Source organism: Amycolatopsis sp. NPDC051061 (genome assembly GCF_040682935.1).
Lineage (GTDB): Bacteria > Actinomycetota > Actinomycetes > Mycobacteriales > Pseudonocardiaceae > Amycolatopsis.
In genome coordinates, this window is the sequence record NZ_JBFBBZ010000031.1 from 1 (window position 1) to 21,463 (window position 21,463).

Annotated in this window: 17 protein-coding genes, 1 tRNA gene and 1 rRNA gene; 8 read left to right on the plus strand and 11 right to left on the minus strand. The window is 70.1% G+C overall.

Annotated elements, in window-relative coordinates:
• The 4 genes from AB0N03_RS34075 to dnaE form a co-directional block, all read right to left on the minus strand.
• Positions 1–278: ribosomal RNA gene (locus AB0N03_RS34075) — 16S ribosomal RNA — on the minus strand; the annotation flags it as partial.
• Positions 279–631: 353 nt separating this feature from the next.
• Complete coding sequence (locus AB0N03_RS34080; RefSeq protein WP_364380427.1) at positions 632–1,825, minus strand: low temperature requirement protein A; 1,194 nt, start codon at positions 1,823–1,825, stop codon at positions 632–634.
• A 418-nt stretch (positions 1,826–2,243) separates the two neighbouring features.
• The gene (locus AB0N03_RS34085; RefSeq protein WP_364380430.1) at positions 2,244–3,725 is read right to left on the minus strand and encodes an MFS transporter; all 1,482 of its coding nucleotides are present in this window, start codon (positions 3,723–3,725) and stop codon (positions 2,244–2,246) included.
• A gap of 73 nt (positions 3,726–3,798) precedes the next feature.
• Positions 3,799–7,383: a DNA polymerase III subunit alpha gene (gene dnaE / locus AB0N03_RS34090; protein ID WP_364380432.1), complete on the minus strand. Its 3,585-nt coding sequence runs from the start codon at positions 7,381–7,383 to the stop codon at positions 3,799–3,801.
• A 599-nt stretch (positions 7,384–7,982) separates the two neighbouring features.
• Here dnaE and AB0N03_RS34095 point away from each other — a divergent pair.
• From AB0N03_RS34095 to AB0N03_RS34105, 3 genes are all read left to right on the plus strand, one after another.
• The gene (locus AB0N03_RS34095) at positions 7,983–8,630 is read left to right on the plus strand and encodes a FadR/GntR family transcriptional regulator (RefSeq protein WP_364380769.1); all 648 of its coding nucleotides are present in this window, start codon (positions 7,983–7,985) and stop codon (positions 8,628–8,630) included.
• Positions 8,627–9,547 carry an asparaginase gene (locus tag AB0N03_RS34100; protein WP_364380435.1) on the plus strand — a complete coding sequence of 307 codons (921 nt, stop codon included), beginning with the start codon at positions 8,627–8,629 and terminating at the stop codon, positions 9,545–9,547. The genes AB0N03_RS34095 and AB0N03_RS34100 overlap by 4 nt, the downstream gene beginning before the upstream one ends.
• An 85-nt stretch (positions 9,548–9,632) precedes the next feature.
• Complete coding sequence (locus AB0N03_RS34105; RefSeq protein ID WP_364380438.1) at positions 9,633–11,258, plus strand: CocE/NonD family hydrolase; 1,626 nt, start codon at positions 9,633–9,635, stop codon at positions 11,256–11,258.
• Here the strand turns inward: AB0N03_RS34105 and AB0N03_RS34110 are convergent.
• Positions 11,248–12,006, minus strand: a complete 759-nt coding sequence (locus AB0N03_RS34110; protein WP_364380441.1) for a metallophosphoesterase — start codon at positions 12,004–12,006, stop codon at positions 11,248–11,250. The genes AB0N03_RS34105 and AB0N03_RS34110 overlap by 11 nt on opposite strands.
• Entirely contained in the window at positions 12,003–12,635 is a 633-nt protein-coding gene (locus AB0N03_RS34115; protein WP_364380443.1) for a GntR family transcriptional regulator, read from the minus strand. Before AB0N03_RS34115 ends, AB0N03_RS34110 begins: the two co-directional genes overlap by 4 nt.
• 45 nt (positions 12,636–12,680) lie before the next feature.
• Here AB0N03_RS34115 and AB0N03_RS34120 point away from each other — a divergent pair, with 45 nt between their 5' ends.
• Entirely contained in the window at positions 12,681–13,841 is a 1,161-nt protein-coding gene (locus tag AB0N03_RS34120) for an aminotransferase class V-fold PLP-dependent enzyme (RefSeq protein WP_364380446.1), read from the plus strand.
• On the opposite strand, the gene AB0N03_RS34125 is transcribed toward AB0N03_RS34120, so the two are convergent.
• Positions 13,838–14,785, minus strand: coding sequence for an SDR family NAD(P)-dependent oxidoreductase (locus AB0N03_RS34125; protein ID WP_364380449.1), 948 nt, complete (start codon positions 14,783–14,785; stop codon positions 13,838–13,840). The two genes, AB0N03_RS34120 and AB0N03_RS34125, sit on opposite strands and share 4 nt — an antisense overlap.
• Positions 14,786–14,922: 137 nt before the next feature.
• Here AB0N03_RS34125 and AB0N03_RS34130 point away from each other — a divergent pair, with 137 nt between their 5' ends.
• The gene (locus tag AB0N03_RS34130) at positions 14,923–15,339 is read left to right on the plus strand and encodes a cupin domain-containing protein (RefSeq protein ID WP_364380452.1); all 417 of its coding nucleotides are present in this window, start codon (positions 14,923–14,925) and stop codon (positions 15,337–15,339) included.
• Here AB0N03_RS34130 and AB0N03_RS34135 read toward each other — a convergent pair.
• Entirely contained in the window at positions 15,336–15,800 is a 465-nt protein-coding gene (locus AB0N03_RS34135; protein WP_364380454.1) for a MarR family winged helix-turn-helix transcriptional regulator, read from the minus strand. The two genes, AB0N03_RS34130 and AB0N03_RS34135, sit on opposite strands and share 4 nt — an antisense overlap.
• Positions 15,801–15,925: 125 nt before the next feature.
• On the opposite strand from AB0N03_RS34135, the gene AB0N03_RS34140 reads away from it, so the two are divergent.
• Positions 15,926–16,432: a carboxymuconolactone decarboxylase family protein gene (locus AB0N03_RS34140; protein ID WP_364380772.1), complete on the plus strand. Its 507-nt coding sequence runs from the start codon at positions 15,926–15,928 to the stop codon at positions 16,430–16,432.
• Positions 16,433–16,543: 111 nt separating this feature from the next.
• The gene (locus AB0N03_RS34145; RefSeq protein WP_364380457.1) at positions 16,544–17,107 is read left to right on the plus strand and encodes a dihydrofolate reductase family protein; all 564 of its coding nucleotides are present in this window, start codon (positions 16,544–16,546) and stop codon (positions 17,105–17,107) included.
• A gap of 19 nt (positions 17,108–17,126) precedes the next feature.
• Here AB0N03_RS34145 and AB0N03_RS34150 read toward each other — a convergent pair.
• The 3 genes from AB0N03_RS34150 to AB0N03_RS34160 all read right to left on the minus strand — a co-directional run bounded on the left by AB0N03_RS34150 (position 17,127) and on the right by AB0N03_RS34160 (position 18,205).
• Positions 17,127–17,198, minus strand: a tRNA-Val gene (locus AB0N03_RS34150).
• 41 nt (positions 17,199–17,239) lie between these two features.
• On the minus strand, positions 17,240–17,701 hold the full coding sequence (locus AB0N03_RS34155; RefSeq protein WP_285484937.1) for a peroxiredoxin: 462 nt from the start codon (positions 17,699–17,701) through the stop codon (positions 17,240–17,242).
• A 72-nt stretch (positions 17,702–17,773) separates the two neighbouring features.
• Complete coding sequence (locus AB0N03_RS34160; protein ID WP_364380460.1) at positions 17,774–18,205, minus strand: DUF3052 domain-containing protein; 432 nt, start codon at positions 18,203–18,205, stop codon at positions 17,774–17,776.
• Between the two features lie 418 nt (positions 18,206–18,623).
• On the opposite strand from AB0N03_RS34160, the gene aceE reads away from it, so the two are divergent.
• On the plus strand, positions 18,624–21,419 hold the full coding sequence (gene aceE, locus AB0N03_RS34165; RefSeq protein ID WP_364380463.1) for a pyruvate dehydrogenase (acetyl-transferring), homodimeric type: 2,796 nt from the start codon (positions 18,624–18,626) through the stop codon (positions 21,417–21,419).
• The last annotated feature ends 44 nt before the right edge of the window (positions 21,420–21,463 follow it).

The window sequence follows — 21,463 nt, forward strand, 5'->3', positions numbered from 1 at the left end:
CGTCGTCGCCTTGGTAGGCCATTACCCCACCAACAAGCTGATAGGCCGCGGGTTCATCCTGCACCGCCAGAACTTTCAACAACCCCCCATGCGAGGAGTTGTGATATCCGGTATTAGACCCCGTTTCCAAGGCTTATCCCAGAGTGCAGGGCAGATTACCCACGTGTTACTCACCCGTTCGCCACTCATCCCCACCCGAAAGTGGTTCAGCGTTCGACTTGCATGTGTTAAGCACGCCGCCAGCGTTCGTCCTGAGCCAGGATCAAACTCTCCAACAATGAATAGTTTGATCGAGACTATGTACTCAATCATTCTCAAAGGAACCTCATACGAGGTTATATATAAGCTCTACTGGCTTAGTTCACTAGCACACTGTTGAGTTCTCAAGCAACACACCTCGGATCGCGCCGCTTTCACACGGCCTTATCCTCAGCGTTTGTTTCAAGCTTTGTCGTTCCGAGGCTAACACCTCGGTTCAGGACCACCCACTCTACCACGTTCGTGGGAGCTTGGTTCGTGGCCCCGGCGGCCGCCCGGTTTCCCTGGCGACTTGGAGAACTTTACATGCCCCGAAACGGCCTCGCACAGGGGGGTCCCCTTTATTCGCGCCAGGCCGCTGACCTGCGTCGATCTACGGTTGGGGCTGCCCGTGGGTCGCGACGACCGACACGGCGACGAGCGCGGCCGTCAGCACCGCCGCGAGGTGGATCGGCGCCGGCGTGAACGACGCGGCGACGACGAGCACCGCCGTCACCGGGAAGCCGATGGCGATCGGGCGGCATTCGTTGGTCGGCCCGATGTGCAGCAGCCACACGCTGAGCAGGAAGACCGCGACCGGCAGCGTGGTCGGCAGCGCGGCGGCCACGCCGCCGAGCCCGTGCAGCGTCCCCGTGTCGTAGGCGACCGCCACCTCGAGCCCCGCTCCCACGGCCGCGGCGGACGCGAAGATGAAGTAGTGGCCGTACCCCCAGCTCATCGACGTGAACATGGTCGGCCGGCGCAGGAGCCGGGCGTGCCCCGGCCGGTCGAAGTACAGCCACCACATGGAGAACACGAGCACCAGGCCGGCCGCGGCCAGCGAGATCAGCGCACCGACGTGCCCCGGCTCCGCGGCACCCTCCTTGATCGCGTTCGTCGCACCGAGGATCACTTCGCCGAGGACGATCAGGGTGAACAGGCCGTACCGCTCGGCGATGTGGTGCGGGTGCCACGTTGTCCCGCGCCGGCGCTCCGCCCAGATCGGGACGGCCATCTCCAGCACCGCGAACACGACGAAGGCGACCACCCGCGCCCCGTGTGGCAGCCACTGGTAGGAGACCCACAGCACCTGGACCACGGCGATCCCGGCGGCGTAGCGCAGCGCGGTGGGCCGGCACCCCGGGTCCGACCGCGCGGCCCGCAGCCACTGGAAGACCATCGCCAGCCGCATCAGGACGTAGCCGACGACCGTCAGCCGGAAGTCGCCTTCGAACGCGCTCGACACCGAGGCCGCGACGGTCAGCCCGCCGGCGATCTGCACGAGCGTGGCCAGCCGGTACGGGACGTCGTCGGTGTCGAACGCCGAGGCGAACCAGCTGAAGTTCAGCCAGCCCCACCAGATCGCGAAGAACACCATGGCGAACGACGAGACACCGTGCGCGGCGTGGCCCTCGGCGAGCGCGTGGTGCAGTGACGCCCCGGCCTGACCGACGGCGACCACGAAACAGAGGTCGAACAGCAGTTCCAGCGGCGTCGCGACGCGGTGGTGCTCACTGCTGTCGCGCGATCGCATCGGCCGGTACCAGACCCGGATCCCGCTGCCCGGCCGCGGCGGCTGCTCGGTCATCGAAGCTCCTGCGCTCGTGCTGTCGGACGCGGTCATCCCAACATGATCACGAGCCCCGTGGAAGCACGACACGAAGAACGGGCGGGCCCGGTTCCCCCTCACCCGGGCCCACCCGCTGCCGTCACGCGTCGGCGGCCGCCGATGGGCATCCCTTCCGCGAGTGCCGGACGGTCCCCCGCGGACGCCGACACTCACAGGATGGAAGGTGACCGAGTGTGTCCATTCCCTCGAACTCCGGACGCCTCGATCGCTCGGGCCGGTCACCCCATCCCCGGGTGGCCGACCGATTGCCACTGTCGGTAGCCGAAGCCGCGCAGTGAAGGCTCCATAAGATCTACCTGGTTGCTCTGCGTAGCACCAGTGTCTTTCCGTGCTCGTCACTCGGATGGAGCATCGCGAATCTGCGGAAAGTAGTGTCTCAGCCCCGCTGGACGTCCGCGGCGGACGTCTCGGCCCTCCGCGCCTCGCGTTCATCCTCGGAAGATTGCGCACGGTGGCGCCGCGCCCGGAGTTCGGCGATCGCGAGAGCCAGCGCGGTGCACGTCAGACCGGCCGCGCAGCAGAGCGCGACGGTGAGCGCGAGCGGGTAGTCCGTCCTCGCGCCGGCGAACGCGCCGAACACCGACGCCAGCACGGCGGTGCCGATCGCGGTGCCGATCCGCTGCCCGGTCTGCAGCGCGCCGCCCGCGACCCCGGCCATCCGGACCGGCACGCACTCCAGCGTCAACGTCGTGTTCGGCGAGATCACCATGCCGCCGCCCACGCCCGCGAACAGCAGCGGCAGCGCGAACGCCCACCCGGACGCCGACGGCGGGACGAGCTCGGCGAGCAGCGCGACGGCGAGCAGGCCCAGCGCCACCACGGCCAGCCCGGCGACGGTCAGCCGCCGCCCGTAGGTCGGCACGAGCCGGCCGGCGACGGCCGCGGACACCGCCGAGCCGAGCGCGAACGGCGTCACCGACAGCCCGGACTGCAGCGGCGTGTAGCCGAGGCCCTGCTGGAAGAACATCGCGAAGACCAGCCAGATCCCGGCGAACCCGCAGAAGTAGAGGGCGCCGACCGCGGCGCCGGCGGCGTACCCGGGCGTGCCGGTGAACAGCCGGGTGTCCAGCAGCGGCGTCCGGTCGCGCCGGACCACCGAGCGTTCCCAGCGCACGAACGCGAACCCGAACACCAGCGCGACGACGAACATCCACCACAGCCGCGCGGGGCCGTCGCCGTCGGATTCGATGACCGGGAGCAGCACGCCGAGCACGGCGACCGCGAGCAGCACGATGCCGAGGAAGTCGATCTCCGACCGCACCCGGAACTGTTTCTTCTCGCTGCGCGGCAGCAGCCGCAGGGCCAGCGCGAACGCGAGCACGCCGATCGGCACGTTGACGTAGAACACCCAGCGCCAGCCGTCCTGGGCGCCGAAGACCGCGAGGATGACCCCGCCGAGGATCGGGCCGACCGCCGTCGAGATCCCGACGACGGCGCCGAAGATCCCGAACGCGCGGCCGCGCTCGGCGCCGCGGAAGAGGTCCTGGATCAACCCGGTGTTCTGCGGGGTGAGCATGCCCGCGGCCACGCCCTGGGCGAGACGCGCGATCACGAGCGTCGTCTCGTTCGGCGCGGCTCCCGCCAGCGCGCTCGTGATGACGAACGCGGCGAGGGCGCCGAGGAACATCGTCCGCCGGCCGAACGCGTCGCCGAGGCGGCCACCGGTGACCAGGACCAGTCCGAACGCCAGTGCGTAGCCGGAAACGACCCAGCGGATGCCGCCGCTGCTCGCGTGCAGCCCCGACTGCATCGACGGCAGGGCGACGTTGACGATGCTGACGTCGAGCAGCCCCATGAACCCGGCCGTCAGCGAGACGGCGAGCGCTTTCCAGCGACGGGGGTCGGGTTCGTAAGTCATCCTGCTCAGCAAACACGAAGGGCGGGATCCGCGCGCGTTGTCCGCCGCGGTCCCGCCCGTTTCGTGCCGGTACCTACGTACTCGCGGTGATGCCGCGAATGCCCTTGAGCTCGCCGATCAGCATCGAGCTGACCTTCACCGGGTAGTCCTGGAGCGCGAACACCGTCTGGTTCCGCCCCACCAGCTTGAGGTGGACCATCGTTTCGCCCTTGTGGGCGAGCAGCGTGGACCGCAGCTCGCTCACGACCGACTGGTCGATCTTCTCCGCCGCCGCGAGCAGCACCAGCGGCGGCTCGTCGTCGCCGTTGCCCGTGCCGACCTCGGACAGGTCCAGCGTCGCGAGGCCGCCGCCGAAGATCGACATCTTGTCTTCGCGCCAGTTGACCCGGCCCTTGACCAGCACCGCGTTGTCTTCGATCAGCTCACCCGCGAACAGCGCGTACGACTTCGGGAAGAAGAGCACCTCGAGCGAGGCGTCCATGTCTTCGACCGTGCAGATCGCCCAGGGCTCGCCCTTCTTGTTGACCCGCCGCTCGAGCGACGTGATCAGCCCGGAGATGATGATCTCGCCCTCCCGCGGCGGATCGGCGAGGATCCCGGCGATCGGCTTCGGGGCGTGCTTGCGCAGGATCCGCTCGGCGCCGTCCAGCGGGTGCGCCGAGACGTACAGGCCGAGCATCTCGCGTTCGTAGGCGAGCAGCTGCTTGCGCGGGTACTCCTCCTCGCCGAACTTCAGGTGTGCGAGCGGCGACGACGACGGGGCCGCCTCGCCCTCGTCACCGCCGAAGCCGAACAGGTCGAACTGGCCCATCGCCTCCTGGCGCTTGAGCGGGACGACGGCTTCCACCGCGTCTTCGTGGACCTGGATCATCGACAGCCGCGTGTGGCCGAGCGAGTCGAACCCGCCCGCCTTGATCAGCGACTCCATCACCCGCTTGTTGCAGGCCACGAGCTCGGCCTTGTCGAGGAAGTCGATGAAGGAGGCGTACTTGCCCTTCTCCGCGCGCGTCTTGATGATCGACTCGACGACGTTCGCGCCGACGTTGCGGACGGCACCCATGCCGAAGCGGATGTCGTCCCCGACGGCCGCGAACCGCAGGGCCGACTCGTTGACGTCCGGCGGGAGCACCTTGATGCCGAGCCGGCGGCACTCGGACAGGTAGACCGCCGACTTGTCCTTGTTGTCGCCAACCGAGGTCAGCAGGGCGGCCATGTACTCGGGTGTGAAGTTCGCCTTGAGGTACGCGGTCCAGTACGAGATCAGGCCGTACGCGGCCGCGTGGCTCTTGTTGAACGCGTAGCCGGCGAACGGGAGGATCGTGTCCCAGAGGGCCTTGACCGCCTCGGCGGAGAACCCGCCCTCGATCAGGGGGCTGGTCTTCATCCCGGCCTCGAAGCCCTCGTACTCGAGGTCGAGGACTTCCTTCTTCTTCTTGCCCATCGCGCGGCGGAGCACGTCCGCGCGCCCCATCGTGTAGCCGGCCACCTTCTGGCCGATGTGCATGATCTGCTCTTGGTACACGATCAGGCCGTAGGTGTCGGCCAGGATCTCCCGCAGCGGCTCGTCGAGCTCCGGGTGGATCGGCTTGACCTTCTGCCGGTTGTTCTTCCGGTCGGCGTAGTCGTTGTGCGCGTTCATGCCCATCGGGCCGGGGCGGTACAGCGCGCCGACCGCGACGATGTCGTCGAACACCGTGGGCTCCATGCGGCGGAGCAGGTCGCGCATGGGCCCGCCGTCCAGCTGGAACACGCCGAGCGTGTCGCCGCGGGCGAGCAGCTTGTACGTCTCCGGGTCGTCGACGCCCAGGGTGTCGAGATCGATGTCGATCCCGCGGTTGGCCTTGATGTTGTCGATCGCGTCGCCGATGACCGTGAGGTTCCGCAGGCCCAGGAAGTCCATCTTCAGCAGGCCGATGGCCTCGCACGACGGGTAGTCCCAGCCGGTGATGATCGAGCCGTCGTCACGCTGCCAGAGCGGGATCGCGTCGGTCAGCGGGTCGCACGACATGATGACCGCGCAGGCGTGCACGCCCGCGTTGCGGATCAGTCCCTCGAGACCGCGGGCGGTCTCGAAGATCGTCTTGCACTCGTCGTCGGTCTCGACCAGCGCGCGGACCTCGGCGGCCTCGCCGTAGCGCTCGTGCTTGGAGTCGACGATGCCCGAGAGCGGAATGTCCTTCGCCATGATCGGCGGGGGCAGCGCCTTGGAGATCTTGTCCGCGATCGCGTACCCCGGCTGGCCGAAGTGGACGCGAGCGGAGTCCTTGATCGCCGCCTTGGTTTTAATGGTGCCGAAGGTGATGACCTGGGCGACCTTGTCCGAGCCGTACTTGTCCGTCGCGTACCGGATCATCTCGCCGCGCCGGCGGTCGTCGAAGTCGATGTCGATATCGGGCATCGAGACGCGCTCGGGGTTCAGGAACCGCTCGAACAGCAGCTTCTGCGGGATCGGGTCCAGGTTGGTGATACCGAGCACGTACGCGACGAGCGAGCCGGCCGCCGAACCACGGCCGGGGCCGACGCGGATGCCGACGCGGCGGGCGTAGCTGATGAGGTCGGCGACGATCAGGAAGTAGGCCGGGAAGCCCTTCCCGATGATGACGTCGAGCTCCTTCTCGATCCGCTCGGGGTACCCCTCGGGCGGGCCGCCCGGGAAGCGCCACGCCAGGCCCTTCGCGACCTCTTCGCGCAGCCAGCCGCCCTGGTCGTAGCCCTCCGGCACCTCGAAGAACGGCAACCGGTCCTTGTGCGCGTAGACGTCTTCGTAGGACTCGACGCGCTCGGCGATCAGCAGCGTGTTGTCGGCGGCGCCGGGCACCTCCCTGTCCCAGTACTCGCGCATCTCGGCGGCGGCCTTGAGGTAGTAGCCGTCGCCGTCGAACTTGAAGCGGGTCGGGTCGTTGAGGGTCTTGCCGGCCTGGACGCACAGCAGCGCCGAGTGCGTGTCGGCCTGGTCCTTGGTGACGTAGTGCGAGTCGTTCGTGGCGATCGGCTTGAGGTCGAGCAGCCGGCCGACCTCGAGGAGACCCTCGCGGACCGACCGCTCGATCGGCAGCCCGTGGTCCATCAGCTCGAGGAAGAAGTTGTCGGCGCCGAAGATGTCCTTGTAGTCGGACGCGGCCTGGATCGCCGCTTCCTTCTGGCCCAGCCGCAGCCGGGTCTGCACCTCGCCCGACGGGCAGCCGGTGGTCGCGATGATCCCGGAGTGGTTCTCCGAGATCAGCTCGCGGTCCATCCGGGGCTTGCGGTAATAGCCCTGCATGCTCGCCAGCGAGGACAGCTTGAAGAGGTTCCGCAGGCCGGTGGCGTTCTGCGCGAGCATCGTCATGTGGGTGTAGGCACCGGCGCCCGAGACGTCGCCGCCCTCGCCCAGCTCGTCGGAGCCGCGCTGGTTCGACTGCCCCCAGAAGACCGGCTTCTTGTGGAACCGGCTTTCCGGCGCGACGTAGGCCTCGATGCCGATGATCGGTTTGAGGCCGTGCTTCTTCGACTGCTGGTAGAACTCGTCGCCGCCGTACATGTTGCCGTGGTCGGTCATGCCGACCGCGGGCATGCCGAGGCGCGCCGCCTCCGCGAAGAGGGGGGCGATCTTCGCCGCACCGTCGAGCATCGAGTACTCGGTGTGGACGTGCAGGTGGACGAAGGAATCGTTCGACACCAGCGAAAACCTCCCCTAGGTGAATGGGACCGGCTGCGCCCGGATCCCTCACCCTAACCCGTGGCGCTCTCGGTCCCGACACGCGCTCGTCGGGTCGATTCTGCTCCTCGCGCGAGGTGTTCCGCCGCTGCGACGCGCGCCCTTTTCGGGCGGTGGTGATCACGGGTACGCGCCGCTGCCGGGCGGTCACGCGGGGATGCCGGTGGCGCGGGCGGAGGCGGCGGTGGTCCGGCCGGTCCGGGCCGGCGGGCCGGGCCCGGCCGGGCCGAGGCAGGGCAGCAGAGCGGCGAGGCTTGGGCAGCGGCTCGCCGAACGTCATGAACGACTCGTTCATGTCGTCGGACGAGGTGAACGAGTCGTTCACGACGTCCCCGCCGGGGTCGGCAGGATCCCTGGGGTCGCCAATGACTCATTCGCGGCGTCGGAGGTCCCGAATGAGTCATTCGCGACCTCAGGCCGGCGCGAGCGAGGGAGCGGTGAAGTGAGCCACACCCGCCCGGCCCGCATTGACACCCGAGACCCCGACGCCGAGCATCGATGACATGAACCTGTCCGACAGCCAGACAGCCGGACAAGGCGTCCCCCGGCGAGTCGGCGCCATGGAAGCCGTCCTGGCCCACCTCCGGCGGCTGATCGAACGCGGTGACCACCCCGTCGGCGCCAAGCTGCCCTCCGAAGCCGCCCTGAGCAGGGAGTTCGAGGTCAGCCGCTCGGTCGTCCGGGAAGCCCTCCGCGGCCTTCAAGCCCTCGGCATGACCGAGTCCAAGACCGGCAAGGGCACCTTCGTCACCGCCACCGGGCCCGCCGACAACCCCACCTTCGGGCCCTACTCCGCCCGCGATCTCCTCGAGGTGCGCCGGCACGTCGAGATCCCCGTCGCCGGCTATGCCGCCCTGCGGCGCGACCAGGACCACCTGGATCTGCTCGGGCACCTCGTCGAGCGGATGGACGCCGAGACCGACAACACCGCCTGGGTCGCGCTCGACTCGCTCTTCCACATCACCATCGCCCAGGCCTCGGGCAACCCCGCCTTCGGGAAGGTGATCGAAGAGATCCGGGACGCGCTCGCCCGGCAGTCCGCCTTCCTCAACCAGCTCGGCGATCGGCGCGCGCGGTCGAACGTCGAGCACCGGGAAATCGTCACGGCGATCGAGAGCGGCGAAGAAAGCGCCGCCGTCGCCGCCATGACCACGCACCTCACCCACGTCGAAGCCACCCTCACCAGCATCGTGAACGGAGACCGGTGATCCACGAACCCCTGGTCGAGCTGGTGCGCGACGGTCTGGTCGAGGGCGTGCACCACGGCTCCGCGATCGTGCTCGCCCCGGACGGCACCACGCTCTTCGCCACGGGCGACCCCGACGCCGCGATGTACCCGCGCTCGACCGCGAAACCCCTGCAGGCCACGGCGATGGCGCGGCTCGGGCTGCGCCTGTCCCCCGCCGGGTTCGCCGTCGCGGCGGCCAGCCACTCCGGCGAGCCGATGCACCTCAACGCCGTTCTCGACGTCCTCGGCGGACGCTCCCCCGACGTGCTGGACAACCCCGCCGACTTCCCGTACGACCCGGTCGAGCGCGACCACTGGCTCTCGACCGGCCGCGCCCCGAGCCGGCTCGCGCACAACTGCTCCGGCAAGCACGCGGCGATGCTCGCGACCTGCGACCTGAACGGCTGGAGCACGGACGGCTACCTCGATCCGGCCCACCCGCTGCAGCGCGCGATCGCCGCGACCGTCGAGGACCTGACCGGCCGCCGCATCGAACGGGTCGCCGTCGACGGCTGCGGCGCGCCCCTGTTCGCGACGACGCTGCGGGGTCTCGCCACCGCCGTCGCGAATATCGCCACGGCCGCGCCCGGCACGCCGGACCACCTGGTCGCCGACGGGATCCGCCGGCACCCGGAGCTGGTCGGCGGGAGCCGCCGCGACGTCACCGCCGTCATGCGCGCGGTGCCCGGGCTGCTCGCAAAAGACGGCTTCGAGGCCGTCCAGGTCGCCGCGCTGCCGGACGGCACGGCGCTCGCGTTCAAGATCGCCGACGGCGGCGACCGGGCCCGCCTGCCCGTGCTCGCCGCGGCGCTGAAGCTGTGCGGGGTGGACGTCCCGCCCGGCCCGGAAAACCTGCGCGTGACCGGAAAACTTTCCGTGGGGATCATGCTGCCTTGACACGACATGCTCGGCGGCGGGCACGCCCGGCAGCCGGTATCGTCGATCCGGAAGGTACGACTCCACTTCGGAAGGCTGGGCGCCCGTGCTGGACCGACTTGTCGACAAGATGCTCGGACTCCCCCGCGCCGAGGGACCGAAGCCGGTCGTGACGCGCGACCTCGCCGTGCCGATGCCCGACGGCGTCACGCTGCTCGCCGACCGGTACGCCCCGGCCGGGACGACATCGGCGCCGGTCGTGCTGATCCGCACGCCGTACGGCCGCAAGGGCCTGCTCTCGAAGCTCTTCGGCGACACCTTCGCCCGCCACGGCCTGCAGACGGTCATCCAGAGCACCCGCGGCTCGTTCGGCTCCGGCGGCGAGTTCCGGCCCTTCCACCTCGAGCGCGAGGACGGCGTCGCGACCGCCGAGTGGCTGCGCGCGCAGCCCTGGTGCGACGGCGCCGTCGCCATGGCCGGCGCCAGCTACCTCGGGCACACGCAATGGGCGGTCGGCCCCTACCTCGACCCGCCCCTCAAAGCGATGTGCCTGGGGGTGACGGCGTCGGAATTCATCTCGACGTTCTACCCGGGCGGCGTGCTCGCGGCGGACAACATGGTGTCGTGGTCGGCGATGATCGGCCGCCAGGAAGAGCGCTTCGCCGCGCTGCCGAACCCGCTGCAGAAGCGCAAGACGCGGAAGGCGATGTCGTTCCTGCCGCTGAGCCGCGCCGACGTCGCCGCGATCGGGAAGCCGGTGCAGTTCCTCCAGGACATCACCGAGCACTTCGTGCCCGAAGACGAGTACTGGACGATGTCCGACCACAGCGCCGAAGTCGCGAAGCTCGACGTCCCCGTGTCGATGGTCACCGGCTGGTACGACCTGTTCATCGGCTCGCAGCTGCGCGACTTCCGGACCCTCGCCGACGCGGGCAAGGCGCCGCGGCTCACGATCGGGCCGTGGGCGCACGGCGAGCCCGCCAGCATGGGCCCGATGATCCGGGACCAGCTCGGCTTCCTGCGCGCCCACCTGCTCGGCGACCGCACCTTCCTGCAGCGCGCGCCGGTCCGGCTCTTCCTGCAGGGCGCCGGGACCTGGCTCGACTTCGAATCGTGGCCGCCGCCCGCGACGGCGACCGCGTCCCACCTACGGCCGATCGGCGGGCTCGGCGAACGGGCCGGCGACGAGGCGCTGCCGACGGCGTTCACCTACGACCCGGCCGACCCGACGCCGGCGGTCGGCGGGCCGCTGCTGACCGGTGAGTGGAAGCAGCGCGACAACCAGGAGGTCGAGGCGCGCCCGGACGTCCTGGTGTTCACCGGCGAGCCGCTGCCGTCGGACCTGGACGTCATCGGCGAGGTGTCGGCAACCGTGCACGTGCGCACGGAGATCGGGCACGCCGACGTCTACGTCCGGCTGTGCGACGTCGATTCCGGCGGGGTGTCCCGCAACGTGACGGACGGGATCCTCCGGATGCGGCCCGGAATCCCGGCTGCGGACGCGGACGGCGTGGTGACGGCGGAGGTGACGCTCGACCCGACGGCCTACCGCTTCCGCCGTGGCCACCGGCTGCGCGTCCAGGTGGCGGGCGGGGCGTTCCCGCGGTTCGCGCGCAACCACGGCACGGACGAGCCGATCACCTCGGCGGTGAACGGGAAGCCGAACCGGTTCGAGGTGTTCCACGACGCGGCGCGGCCCTCGAAGATCACGCTGCCGGTGTTCAACAGCTGACCGTGCGGTGGTGGCTGGTCACCCGGCCGTCGTCGTGCAAGACGTGCAGCAGCAACGAAGGCGGCCGCTCGTAGTCGAGCGGCCCGCCTTCGTCCCAGCCGCGTTCGGCGCCCGGCTCGACCGGCAGCAGCGACTGCGAAACCACGCCGGGCGCGATCCGCAGCGGCACGCCCGCGAACGTCGTCGACGCGCCCGTGTGCACGTGCCCGGCCAGCAGCGCCACCACGCGCGGATGCCGGGCCAGCACCGCCGCCAGCCGGTCTTCGCCCGACTGGCGGATCGCGTCGACCAGCGGGACGCCGACCTCGACCGGCGGGTGGTGGAAGGCGACGAACGCGGGGCCGTCGCCGCCGGCGAGGACGTCGTCGAGCCACGCCAAGCTGGAGTCGGCCAGGAAACCCGCGCCGCGGCCCGGGATCGTCGAGTCGCACAGCGCGAACAGCACGCCGTCGACCTCCTGCGCGAGGTCGATCGGACCGTCCGAAGCGGGCAGGCCCAGCAAGCCCGTGCGGAACGCCGCCCGGACGTCGTGGTTGCCCGGGCACACCAGCACCGGCGCGGGGTGCTCGAGCAGCTCGGCGGCACGCGCGTACTCCGACGCCGCTCCGTGGTCGGCGATGTCGCCGGTGACGACGACGGCGTCGATCGGGTGGGCCAGCCCACCCAGCCAGGCCATCACGGCGGCGACGCGGTCCTCGGCCCGTGGCCCGTCGTCCAGGTGCAGGTCGCTCAGGTGCGCGATGATCATCGTTCGTCCTTCCCCAGGTACGCCAGCGCTTTCACCCAGTTGCGGACGAGCACCGCGGACGCGGCCGGCAGGTCGCCGTCGCGCAGGGCGGCGGCGATCCGGCGGTGCTCGCCGATGCTCTCCCCGGCGCGCGCGGCCCCACCGAAGTAGCACGATTCGTACCGCTTGAGCAGCGGCTTGGTCTGCCCGATCAGCCGCAGCAGGTGCGGGTTCGGGCAACGCGACAGCAGCAGCGCGTGCCACCGTTCGTCCACTTCGGACAGATCGTCGCCCCGCTCCAGCGCCGCGGCCATCTCGCCGGCGACGGCGTCGAGCGCGTCCGGCAGCCCGGCCAGCTCCAGCGGCGACGTCCAGCGCAGGGCGAGCGCTTCGAGCTCGGCGACGAGCGGGTAGAGGCGGCGGGCCTCGTCCGGGTCGAACGGCGACACCAGGAACCCCCGCCCCGGCGCGGAAACGAGCAGACCGCGGTCGGCGAGCCCGATCAGCGCCTCCCGCAGCGGCGTCCGGCTGACGCCCAGCTCGCGGGCCAGGTGCACCTCGTTGACGCGGGCGCCGGCGGCGAGCCGCCCGTCGAGCACGCGGGTGGTGATCTCCTCGATGAGGTCGCTGCGCAGCGGGGTCCGGGCCACGTTCGCAGTATTGCATACAGAAAGGACCTACTGTATTCAGTTCACATGGTCTTCGACGTCGACCGCGCTCGCCGTGAAACGCCCGGCTGCGCCGAAGTGATCCACTTCAACAACGCCGGTTCCGCGCTCCCGCCGGCCGTCGTGACCGACACCGTCGTCGACTACCTGCGCCACGAAGCGCTGGTCGGCGGGTACGAAGCGGCCGCCGAAGCGTCGGACCGCCTCGACGCGGTGTACGCGTCGGCGGCGCGGCTCGTCGGTGGCGAACCCGACGACATCGCGCTCACCGACAACGCGACCCGCTCGTGGCAGGCGGTGTTCTACGCGCTGCCGTTCGCCTCCGGCGACCGGATCCTCACCTCCCGCGCGGAGTACGCCAGCAACGCCATCGCGTTCCTCCAGGTCGCGCGACGCACCGGCGCGGTCGTCGAAGTGATCGGCGACGACGAGTCGGGGCAGCTGGACGTCGAGGACCTGCGGCGACGCGTCGACGGCGACGTCAAGCTGATCGCCGTCAGCCACGTGCCCACCCAGGGCGGGCTGGTCAACCCGGCCGAGGAGATCGGCGCGGTCGCCGAGGCGGCCGGCATCCCGTTCCTGCTCGACGCCTGCCAGTCGGCCGGCCAGGTCGACCTCGACGTCACGCGCCTGAAGTGCGACGCGCTTTCGACGACCGGCCGCAAGTACCTGCGCGGCCCGCGGGGCACCGGCTTCCTGTACGTGCACCCGCGGCTGCGCGAACGGCTGGAGCCCGCGATGCTCGACCTGCACTCGGCGACCTGGACGTCGCCCACGGAGTACGTCGTCGACCCGACCGCCAAGCGCTTCGAGGTGTGGGAGCGCGACTTCGCCGCGGTGTTCGGGCTCGGCGCGGCCATCGACTACGCACTCGGCTGGGGGTTGCCGGCCATCGAAACGCGCGTCGCGTCGCTGGCCGCGACGTTGCGCACCCGGCTCACCGAAGCCGGGGCGCGCGTGCACGACGCCGGCGCCCGCAAGTGCGGCATCGTCACCTTCAGCGTCGACGGCACTCCGGCCGGAGAGATCAAGGCCCGGCTGGCCGAGGCGAACATCACCACCTCGATCTCGTCGCGGACGTCGGCCCAGTTCGACTTCACCGCGCGCGACCTGCCGAACATGGTCCGGGCGTCGGTGCACTACTACAACACCGAGGACGAGATCGACCTGCTGGTGGGAAAGCTCTAGAAGGCGTTGACGCCCGTGAGGTCCGCAGACACCGCCCACAGCCGCTCGGCCTGCGCAGCGTCGATCGCGTAGTCCTTGACGCCGGTGCGCGTGCCGTCGGCCGGGGCGGGCTCGGCGATGTCGCAGTCCTCGAGGTAGACGCCGCCGAGGCCGTCGAGCTGCGGGGACGTGGCGGCCCAGACCTGCGTCGCGGCGCCCTGTTCCGGCGTCTTCGCGCCGCCGGTGACCCGGCCTTCCGCGTCGACCATGCCGGCGTCGACCAGCTCCTGGCGGTCGAGGTGACGCACGAGGTCGGTGAGGATCCGGCCCGGGTGCAGGGCGAACGCGCGGACGCCGCGGACGCGCGCCAGCTTGTCGAGCTGCACCGCGAAGAGGACGTTCGCCGTCTTCGCCTGGCCGTACGCGAGCCACTTGTCGTAGCCCTGCCGGAATTCCAGGTCGTCGAACCGGACCGGGCCGAAGTGGTGGCCGCGCGAGGACACCGAGACGACGCGTGCCCCCGGGGTGAACGCCGGCCACAGCCGGTTCACCAGGGCGAAGTGCCCGAGGTGGTTGGTGGCGAACTGCGCCTCCCAGCCCGGCCCGACGCGCGTCTCCGGCGCCGCCATGATCCCGGCACTGCCGATGAGGATGTCGATTCCGCGCCCCGAAGCCACGAACCGCTCGACGAAGGCGCGGACGCTGTCGAGGCCGGCGAGGTCCAGCTCGTCGATCTCCACGTTTTCGAAGCCCCGCAGCGCTTCTTCCGCCGTGGCGCGCCGCCGGGCCGGGACGACGACGTGCGCGCCCGCCGCCGTCAGCGCCCGCGTGGTCTCCAGGCCGATGCCCGAGTAGCCACCGGTGACGATCGCGAGCTTGCCGGTCAGGTCGATCCCGGCCACGACCTCGGCCGCGGTGCTCCCGTCTCCGAACCCGGAGCCGATCTTGTGCTGTGCAGTGGTCATCCCCCGACGGTAGGAGCTGGAGTGAACTCCAGCGCAAGCCCGAGTGACCCACGGATCAGTGAGCACGGCCCGGCCGCGCACCGGATCGGGCAAGATGGTGCGGCGCACCCCGCGCCAGGACCGAGGAGTACTGCCCGATGCGCAAAACCGTCACGCTCTTCGCCACCACCGCGCTGGCCGTCACGCTGGTGTCCGGGACCGCGTCCGCGACGCCCGGCAGCGGCGTCACCGCCACGATCCTGGCGCAGAAGACCATCGGCCACACCGACTACACGCTGCGGGAGATCACCGTTCAACCCGGCGGCTACACCGGCTGGCACTTCCACGACGGCACGCTCTACGCGTACGTGAAGGCCGGAACGCTCACGCACAACCTCGCCGACTGCAGCATCGACGGCATCTTCGGCGCCGGGCGCGCGTTCACCGAGCAGCCCGACCAGGTGCACATCGGCCGCAACCTCGGGACGACGCCGCTGGTGCTGGAAGTCCTCTACGTGCTCCCGGCGGGCAGCCCGCTGTCGGCGGACGCGCCCGACCCGGGCTGCGGTTACTAGGCGCTGAACCAGCCCGCCGCGTCGAGCCGGTAGGCCGCCGGGCCGACGACCGCGCGCAGGTCGGTCTCGAGCGCGGTGATCCGCTCGGCGCCGACCGTGCGGGCCCAGTCCGCGCGCAGCTCGTCGAAGATGTCCGCCGACTTCGTGAGCGCGTCGACGCCGTGCGCGGTGAGCCGCACGATCTTGCGGCGCGCGTCGTCCGGGTCGTCGGCGCGCTCGGCGTACCCGAGCGTCTCGAGCCGCTCGACCGTCTTGCCCGCCGCCTGCTTGGACACCCCGAGCCGGCGGCCGATCTCCGACGCCGTCGCGCCCTGGACGCCGACGGCTTGCATGGCGAAGCCGTAGGACGGGCGGACGTCCGGGTGGCCGCGGCGCGCGAGCTCGGCGTGGAGCCGGTCGATGAGCGTGCGGAACCCGCCGAAGAGCAGGAAGGGCAGCTCGTAGCCGGGCGCGTCGGTCATCGCCCCTTGCCCTTTCCGACAACCAGGTTTACTGTTTCGACAACCACGTTGTCGATACTACGTCTGGAGACGTCTTGTTCCCCGATCACACCCCGGAGTCTGCACCCCCGGCCGCCCGCCCGGCGATGGCGGCCACCGCGAAGAAGTTCGGCCGGGTCCCGGCCGCCGTCGCGCGCCTGGCGACGTCGCCGGAGCTGCTGAACGGCTTCCTGAAGCTCAACGCGATCTTCGAGTCCGCGACGCTGCCGGCGCTGGACCGCGAGGTGCTGGTCATGACGGTGGCGGCGCGCAACGGGTGTCACCTGTGCGTGGCGATGCACACGGCGTCCCTGCAGGGCCTTTCGGCGGCGCCGGAATTGGTGGCGGCGTTGCGTGCGCAGTCTTCGCTGCCTTCGCCGCGGCTGGAGGCGTTGCGGCGGTTCGTGCTGACGGTGATGGACACGACGGGCGACGTCCCGCCTTCGGAGCTGGCGGCTTTCACCGGCGCCGGCTACACGGCCCAGAACGCCTTGGAGGTGGTGCTGGGGATCGGGACGTACACGCTGTCGACGTTCGCGAACCGCCTGACCGCGGCTCCACTGGACGAGGCCTTCGCCGACCACGCCTGGCACACCCCTCGAGACCGGCGTTGACGAGCGCGCCGAGACCGCTGCCGGGGATCGGCTCGTCGAACGTCCCGCCGGTGATTTTTCCGTGCCGTGCCGGTCTGTACGCCGGGTACCGACTCACGGAAGGCTGACGCCATGCGGAAACTGACCTTTGGCATGAACCTGAGCCTGGACGGCTACATCGCCGCGCCCGGCGACGACCTCGGCTGGAGCGTGCCGAGCGACGAGCTGTTCCAGTGGTGGTCCGATCGGGTGGGGGCGACGGGCCTGGCGCTGTACGGCCGCAGACTGTGGGAGGCGATGAGCTCCCACTGGCCGACCGCCGACCAGCAGCCCGGCGCCACCCCGGCGGAGATCGAGTACGCCCGCCGCTGGCGGGACATGCCCAAGGTGGTGTTCTCCTCGACGACCCGCCCGGTCGACTGGAACACCCGCCTGGTCACCGGCGACGCGGTCACCGAGATCACCCGGCTCAAGGCCGAGGACGGCGGCCCCATGGACATCGGCGGCGCCACCCTCGCGGCGGTAGCCATGCGGGCCGGGCTGATCGACGAGTACGTGCTGGTCACCGCGCCGGTCCTGGTGGGCGGCGGCACGCCGTTCTTCACGGCCCTGGACAGCTGGGTGAACCTGACCCCGGTGGAGACCCGGACGTTCCCCGACGGCGTGGTCCTGACCAGGTACGAGACCAAGCGTTGAGTACCGACCTCGGATTCGGTGGGCGCAGCAGGGTTCGAACCTGCGACCGCTCGGGTGTAAGCCGAGTGCTCTTCCGCTGAGCTATGCGCCCCTCGGCCGGCGGCTCCCGAAAGAGCCGCCGGCCGGGAAAACTCAAGCCAGTTCGGCCACGGCCTTCTTCCAGCCCTGCTGGTCACGGGCCTCACCCGGCGCGTTGACCTCGGCGAACCTGACCACACCGGAGGTGTCGATCAGGAACGTGCCGCGGACCGCCAGGCCGGCCTGCTCGTTGAACACGCCGTACGCGCGGGCCACCTCGCCGTGCGGCCAGAAGTCGGACAGCAGCGGGAACTGGTAGCCCTCCTTCTCGGCCCACGCCTTGAGCGAGAACGGCGTGTCGACCGAGACGCCCAGGACCTGGACGCCCTTGTTGTCGTAGTCGGCGAACTCGTCGCGGAGCTGGCAGAGCTCGCCGGTGCAGATGCCGCTGAACGCGAACGGGTAGAAGACCACCAGCACCGGCTTGTCACCCCGGAAGGACGACAGCTGCACCGGCTGCTTGTTGTAGTCGTTGAGCGTGAAGTCAGGGGCCTCAGAACCGACCTCGACGGTCATACCGCGTTTCCTCTCCCGTACGGACACGTGCCTGCGACGACAACCCTATCGTGTCAGCCGGGCGGGACCTGTTCAGCGCTGCTTCGACTTCGACTTCGGAGACACCAGGCGCGTGCCGATCCAGTTCGCGCCGACACTCATGTTGGCGGTCTGGGCCAGCCCGACGACGGGCACGGCTTCGGCGATCTCGCTCGGTTCGACGTGGCCTGGCTGTCCCGTCTTGGGGGTCAGCACCCAGATCACGCCGGTCTCCTCCAGGGGGCCTCGGGCGTCGATGAGCGCGTCACCCAGATCACCGTCGTCCTGGCGCCACCACAGCAGCACCACGTCGATGACCTCGTCGGCGTCCTCGTCGAGGATGTCCCCGCCGATCTGCTCCTCGATCGCCGCGCGGACGTCGTCGTCGACGTCCTCGTCCCAGCCGATCTCCTGGACCACCATCTCGGGCTTGATGCCGAGCCTCTCGGCGACGCCGGTCTGATCAGCGTCTCCCGCGGCGACCACTGCTTCCACTCCTCCAACTACGACGGAGCGTGGCGTCCGGCCCCTCGCTGCGAGGGTACGGCTGCGCCACACTCGGCGACCCGGTTGCCGATAGCGAACACTGGTGCGGCTCCGCGCGCAACCGTCCACACCGGATCTTTGACAACTCGTGTCGCAGGATACGGCCCGCGACCACCCTCCCGCGACGGCGTTTCGGGTACCTCCCGAGACCGGTCTGCCACCCCTTCGGGGGGCGTCCCCTAGGGTGGGGAGGAAGAAAACGCGCGCGCGATACACCGCGCGCGGGGAGTGGCTCGACCGGGTCGGCTGATGTTACCGCTCAGTAGCGGTGCGGAAGCCGGGACGGAAGACGACGATGGAGAGTCGTACACCCCCGAGTACGAGCACCACCGGCTGCAACTTTTCGCAAGGAGACCCCTTGGCCCCGCAGAACGACGGCGCCTCCGGCAAGGAGACCCCGGCACGCGTACGCGTCATCCGTGACGGATTGGCGGCGCACCTGCCCGACATCGACCCGGAGGAGACCGCCGAGTGGCTGGACTCCTTCGACGAGGCGCTGGCCAGGGGAGGTCAGCAGCGGGCCCGGTACCTGATGCTGCGCATCCTGGAGCGCGCTCGTGAGCGCAACGTCGGCGTACCCGCGCTGACCTCGACGGACTACGTCAACACCATCCCCACCGAGAACGAACCGTGGTTCCCCGGTGACGAGGAGATCGAGCGCCGCTACCGGGCCTACATCCGGTGGAACGCCGCGATCATGGTGCACCGGGCGCAGCGCCCGGGCGTCGGCGTCGGCGGCCACATCTCGACCTACGCCTCGTCCGCCGCGCTCTACGAAGTCGGGTTCAACCACTTCTTCCGCGGCAAGGACCACTCCGGCGGCGGCGACCAGATCTACATCCAGGGTCACGCCTCCCCCGGCATCTACGCCCGCGCGTTCCTCGAGGGCCGGCTCTCGGAGTCGCAGCTCGACGGCTTCCGCCAGGAGTTCAGCCACGCCGGCGAGGGCGGCGGCCTGCCGTCGTACCCGCACCCGCGGCTGATGCCGGAGTTCTGGGAGAACCCGACGGTGTCGATGGGCCTCGGCCCGATGAACGCCATCTACCAGGCGCGGTTCAACCGCTACCTGCGCGACCGCGGCCTCAAGAACACCGACGACCAGCACGTCTGGGCGTTCCTCGGCGACGGCGAGATGGACGAGGCCGAATCCCGCGGCCTGGTGCACGTCGCGGCCGGTGAGGGCCTCGACAACCTGACCTTCGTGATCAACTGCAACCTGCAGCGGCTCGACGGCCCGGTGCGCGGCAACGGCAAGATCATCCAGGAGCTGGAGTCGTACTTCCGCGGCGCCGGCTGGAACGTCATCAAGGTCATCTGGGGCCGCGAGTGGGACTCGCTGCTGCACGCCGACCGCGACGGCGCCCTGGTCAACCTGATGAACGTGACGCCGGACGGCGACTACCAGACGTACAAGGCCAACGACGGCGCCTTCGTCCGCGAACACTTCTTCGGCCGCGACCCGCGGACGAAGGACATGGTCAAGGACCTCTCCGACGCCGACATCTGGAACCTCAAGCGTGGTGGCCACGACTACCGCAAGGTGTACGCGGCCTACAAGTCGGCGCTGGAGCACCACGGCCAGCCGACGGTGATCCTGGCCCACACGATCAAGGGCTACGGCCTGGGCCCGGCGTTCGAGGGCCGCAACGCCACGCACCAGATGAAGAAGCTCACCCTCGACGACCTGAAGCTGTTCCGCGACGCGCAGCGGATCCCGATCAGCGACGAGGAACTCGAGCGCGACCCGAAGCTGCCGCCGTACTACCACCCGGGCCCGGAGTCGCCGGAGATCGAGTACCTGATCGGCCGCCGCAAGTCGCTCGGCGGCTTCCTGCCCGAACGCCGTCCGAAGGCCGCGAAGGCGCTCGTCCTGCCCGGCGACAAGGTCTACGAGGGCATCCGGAAGGGCTCCGGCAAGCAGGAGGTCGCCACGACGATGGCGTTCGTCCGGCTGGTCCGCGAGCTGGCGAAGGACTCCGAGATCGGCAAGCGCGTCGTCCCGATCATCCCGGACGAGGCCCGCACCTTCGGCCTCGACTCGATGTTCCCGACGGCCAAGATCTACAACCCGCACGGCCAGACGTACACGTCGGTCGACGCGAGCCTGATGCTGGCCTACAAGGAGTCCGAGAAGGGCCAGCTGCTGCACGAGGGCATCAACGAGGCGGGCTCGACCGCGTCGTTCACCGCCGTCGGCACGTCGTACGCGACGCACGGCGAGCCGATGATCCCGATCTACATCTTCTACTCGATGTTCGGGTTCCAGCGGACCGGTGACGGCCTCTACGCCGCCGCCGACCAGATGGCCCGCGGGTTCGTCATCGGCGCCACCGCCGGCCGCACGACGCTGACCGGTGAGGGCCTGCAGCACGCCGACGGGCACTCGCTGCTGCTGGCGGCGACCAACCCGGCCGCGGTCGCCTACGACCCGTCGTGGTCGTTCGAGATCGCGCACATCGTGAAGGACGGCCTCCGCCGGATGTACGGCGAGACCGGCCCGGACGGCAACGGCGAGAACGTCTTCTACTACATGACGATCTACAACGAGCCGTACCAGCAGCCCGCCGAGCCGGAGAACCTCGACGTCGACGGCCTGCTGAAGGGTCTGTACAAGTACTCGGACGCGCCTTCGGGCGACGGCCCCGAGGTGCAGGTCCTGGTCTCGGGCGTCACGATGCCGGACGCGCTCAAGGCGCAGAAGATGCTGGCCGAGGAGTGGGGCGTGCGGGCGTCGGTGTGGTCGGCCACGTCGTGGACCGAGCTGCGGCGCGAGGCCGTCGAGATCGACCACGACAACCTGCTCTACCCGGGCAGCGAGCCGCGCGTGCCGTACGTGACGGAGGCGCTCTTGGGCTCGAACGGCCCGGTCGTGGCGGTGTCGGACTGGATGCGCGCGGTGCCGGACCTGATCCGCCCGTATGTGCCGACCGACATGCTGACGCTGGGCACCGACGGGTTCGGGTTCTCCGACACCCGGCCGGCGGCGCGGCGGAAGTTCCTGGTCGACGCCGAGTCGATCACCGTCGGCGCCCTGTCGATCCTGGCCAAGCGCGGCGAGGTCGACCAGGCGAAGGTGCTCGAAGCGGCCACGAAATACCGGCTCGACGACATCGCGGCCGCCGGGCCGCAGACGTCGGATTCCGGCAGCGCGTGACCTGGTGCTAGAAAGGGACCCGGCAGACATCCGATGTCTGCCGG

What these genes read in the sequence shown, in the direction of transcription:
- AB0N03_RS34080 (WP_364380427.1), bottom strand. Translation starts at nt 1,825, where the DNA reads ATGACCGAGCAGCCGCCGCGGCCGGGCAGCGGGATCCGGGTCTGGTAC.
- AB0N03_RS34085 (WP_364380430.1), bottom strand. Translation starts at nt 3,725, where the DNA reads ATGACTTACGAACCCGACCCCCGTCGCTGGAAAGCGCTCGCCGTCTCG.
- AB0N03_RS34095 (WP_364380769.1), top strand. Translation starts at nt 7,983, where the DNA reads ATGGAAGCCGTCCTGGCCCACCTCCGGCGGCTGATCGAACGCGGTGAC.
- AB0N03_RS34110 (WP_364380441.1), bottom strand. Translation starts at nt 12,006, where the DNA reads ATGATCATCGCGCACCTGAGCGACCTGCACCTGGACGACGGGCCACGG.
- AB0N03_RS34120 (WP_364380446.1), top strand. Translation starts at nt 12,681, where the DNA reads ATGGTCTTCGACGTCGACCGCGCTCGCCGTGAAACGCCCGGCTGCGCC.
- AB0N03_RS34125 (WP_364380449.1), bottom strand. Translation starts at nt 14,785, where the DNA reads ATGACCACTGCACAGCACAAGATCGGCTCCGGGTTCGGAGACGGGAGC.
- AB0N03_RS34130 (WP_364380452.1), top strand. Translation starts at nt 14,923, where the DNA reads ATGCGCAAAACCGTCACGCTCTTCGCCACCACCGCGCTGGCCGTCACG.
- AB0N03_RS34135 (WP_364380454.1), bottom strand. Translation starts at nt 15,800, where the DNA reads ATGACCGACGCGCCCGGCTACGAGCTGCCCTTCCTGCTCTTCGGCGGG.
- AB0N03_RS34140 (WP_364380772.1), top strand. Translation starts at nt 15,926, where the DNA reads ATGGCGGCCACCGCGAAGAAGTTCGGCCGGGTCCCGGCCGCCGTCGCG.
- AB0N03_RS34145 (WP_364380457.1), top strand. Translation starts at nt 16,544, where the DNA reads ATGCGGAAACTGACCTTTGGCATGAACCTGAGCCTGGACGGCTACATC.
- AB0N03_RS34155 (WP_285484937.1), bottom strand. Translation starts at nt 17,701, where the DNA reads ATGACCGTCGAGGTCGGTTCTGAGGCCCCTGACTTCACGCTCAACGAC.